This window comes from Novosphingobium rhizovicinum, assembly GCF_040813635.1.
GTDB lineage: Bacteria > Pseudomonadota > Alphaproteobacteria > Sphingomonadales > Sphingomonadaceae > Novosphingobium > Novosphingobium rhizovicinum.
In genome coordinates this window covers 1-2,543 of record NZ_JBFNXR010000006.1, presented here as the reverse complement: position 1 = coordinate 2,543, position 2,543 = coordinate 1, and the positions used below count along the sequence as shown (strand labels likewise).

Genomic DNA, 2,543 nt, shown 5'->3' with positions numbered 1-2,543 from the left:
ACCCGAGCGGACGGCTTTTGTCAGATTTCGCAAGCTGCTTGTTGCGCACAAGCTCGACTGCGCATTGTTTGAGGTTGTGACTTCGCAGCTCAAATGTAAGCGCCGACGGAAGGCGGCGTTGACGTTGGGCTATTTGGGTTTTCGCGGGCGCGGCGCCCATTTCTTGGCGAGTGCCGCGAAGCGGGCGTGGATCACCTCGATGTTGGGCTGAGCGTGAGCATCATGGTCATCGCCGAGGGCTTCCAACGCCTCCTCGTGGTATTCATGCGCCGGATCGGTAAGGGCCTCCAGCTTCTCGGCATAGTCCCAGGGCCCTCCCGAGTCCTCCGGTGGGCGCATTCCGGTAGCTTCCAGCAGGCGCGGATAGCTTCCTTGCAGGTCAGCCGGAGCGATGCCGTGGATCCTGACGCTGTGCTCCCATCCGTCGCCAAAGTCGTAGAGGTACTGGAAGGTCTTGCCGCGCATTCCCTCCAACGCCTCAGCGAGGGTCGTCTTTCGGGCATCAAGTGGGCCACCAAAGCCGTAGGACGGGTCAGGGATGCCGAAGCCCGTGCGCCCGAAGGTCAGCTCCCACAGATGGCTATCCGTCCATCCCAACGCTTCCTTGAAGATGGTATGCAAACGATCGAGCCGGATGCCGAGCGGCACTTCGATCATGCGGGTCACGGCGGGCGTCACGTCATCCAGAGTGATCGTCATGTGCACGACGAAGGCGTTACTCAAGCAGCTTGCTCCAGGTTCTGGATCGCCCTTGCGGCCTGCCAGTTCCATGGCAGGAGTTCGTCGATCCGGTTGATCGGATGGTTGCCGACACGCTCGATCACGTCGGTAAACCACGCTTCGGGCTCCACACCGTTCAAGCGGCACGTTTCGGCCAGCTTGCGCGACCAGCGGCCCATCACGTCACGATCAATCTCCACACCTTGCCGGCGCAGGATGACCGACTGGCGATGCCAGGGCTGATGATCGACGAAGCGACTGACGACGAGATGCGCGAGCAGTGCGCTGCTTGCCATCACCTTGGGCAATGGCAGATCGACCGCCGGCGCCTGGCGGATTGTTTCGCAGGACCGGCAGGCAATGCGAGGGCGAACATGCCGCAGGACACGGAAGCAGGCGGGTACGTAATCCAGCACTTCGGTGACGTCTTCGCAGATGACAGTTTCGCTACCACCGCAGCCGCATGGCTCCGGAAGATGCTGCGTCGTCTGGCGCGGGATATGTGCGGGAATCGGTGCTCGGGTTCCGGCCTTGCGCGTCGGTTTCTCGTTCGACGCCACAGGGGCGTCATCATTGGCCGGCTCCGGGGCATCGACCTCCTCGAACATCAGCCGCAGCTGTGCGATGTCCATTTTCTCGGAGCTGCGGCCAAACTGGACGCGCAGCAGCCGGGCAAGACGGTGCTCCAGCTTCTCGATCGTCAGACCCTGAGCTTTGACGATCTGCTTTGCCGCCCCCAGCTCGGCCCGCTCCAACTCCATGACCTCAGCCATCTCCCGCAGTATTTTCTGCAGGAGTACGGGGTCTGTGGGAAGGCGATCAAGGTCGAACCGCATGCCCCGGACTATAGCGCAAGCGACATCTCGCACCTACATAAAATGGCAGTTTTACGAGCCTTTATTGCTCATGCAAGGGTCGGAACGAACACCTCGTCGTGAACAATCGCCTGCCGCCAATCCAATCCTTCGATCAGCATTGCCAATTGCGCAGCCGAGAGCCGGGCGGCCGCCCCATCCTGAGTTCTGGGCCATACGAACTTTCCGCGCTCGAGACGTTTCGCATACAGGCAAAGCCCCGAACCGTCCCACACCAGGGCCTTCAATCTATCGCCTCGTTTTCCGCGGAACAGGAACACCGCGCCGGAGAAGGGATCGAGCTGGAGAATATTGCGCACCTGCGCGGACAAGCCATCGAAGCCCTTGCGCATGTCGCACGGCGACAGCGACAGATAGATCTTCGCCGATGGCGGCAGCGTCAGGCTCAACGTTCAAGCTCCCCGATAACCTCGAGCGCCAATCTCAACGCCTCTCTGTCGACCAACCTGTCGATCGACACCATGAAGTCACCGCCGCGCCGCATTTCGATCCGGCCGGGGGCGGATGGCGTGGTCAGCGGTTCGGCGGGCGTCAGTTCGACAGGCACGAACCCGGCCATCGCGCCGCGGAGCAATTGCTTGCGCCAGGTGTAGAGCTGACCGGTCCCGATCCCGTACCGACGCGCGACCACCGCCATGATGGCTCCCGGCTGCGTGGTCTCCTTCAGGATCGCCAGCTTCTCGCCATCGCTCCAGTGCCGACGCCGTTCCACTCGTACAACCGCTCCGCCATCTCGGGGAGCGCTCATACGAGGCTCTTTTGACTGCTCGATATCCACTTGCAAGGCCTCCATGTGCCCCGCGAAATTCACCCCCGCCCAATCCACGCAAGGCCGGGTTCCGTCGGCGCTTACGCTCAAATCGAAGGCGGTGACGGTCAAAACCGGCACGCTTGTGGATGCAACAATCATCGCCTCTGCCAGCGAGGAAGATGATGACGCGCGCTGGG

Annotated in this window: 3 protein-coding genes and 2 pseudogenes; all 5 read right to left on the bottom strand. The window is 61.9% G+C overall.

Translation table 11 applies throughout. The annotated features are described in order from the left end of the window. Positions 1–129: 129 nt before the first annotated feature. The 5 genes and pseudogenes from ABUH87_RS00160 to tnpA all read right to left on the bottom strand — a co-directional run bounded on the left by ABUH87_RS00160 (position 130) and on the right by tnpA (position 2,343). Positions 130–723, bottom strand: a complete 594-nt coding sequence (locus ABUH87_RS00160; protein WP_367767702.1) for a plasmid pRiA4b ORF-3 family protein — start codon at positions 721–723, stop codon at positions 130–132. Further along, a pseudogene (locus ABUH87_RS18390) lies at positions 720–878 on the bottom strand (transposase domain-containing protein); the annotation flags it as partial. The pseudogene ABUH87_RS18390 and the gene ABUH87_RS00160, both read right to left, overlap by 4 nt. Next, positions 879–1,481 (bottom strand): annotated as a pseudogene (locus ABUH87_RS00155) (transposase domain-containing protein); the annotation flags it as partial. A 143-nt stretch (positions 1,482–1,624) separates the two neighbouring features. Beyond that, positions 1,625–1,984 carry an IS66 family insertion sequence element accessory protein TnpB gene (gene tnpB, locus ABUH87_RS00150; protein ID WP_367767698.1) on the bottom strand — a complete coding sequence of 120 codons (360 nt, stop codon included), beginning with the start codon at positions 1,982–1,984 and terminating at the stop codon, positions 1,625–1,627. Continuing rightward, positions 1,981–2,343: an IS66-like element accessory protein TnpA gene (gene tnpA, locus ABUH87_RS00145; protein WP_367767696.1), complete on the bottom strand. Its 363-nt coding sequence runs from the start codon at positions 2,341–2,343 to the stop codon at positions 1,981–1,983. Before tnpA ends, tnpB begins: the two co-directional genes overlap by 4 nt. Positions 2,344–2,543: the final 200 nt, after the last annotated feature.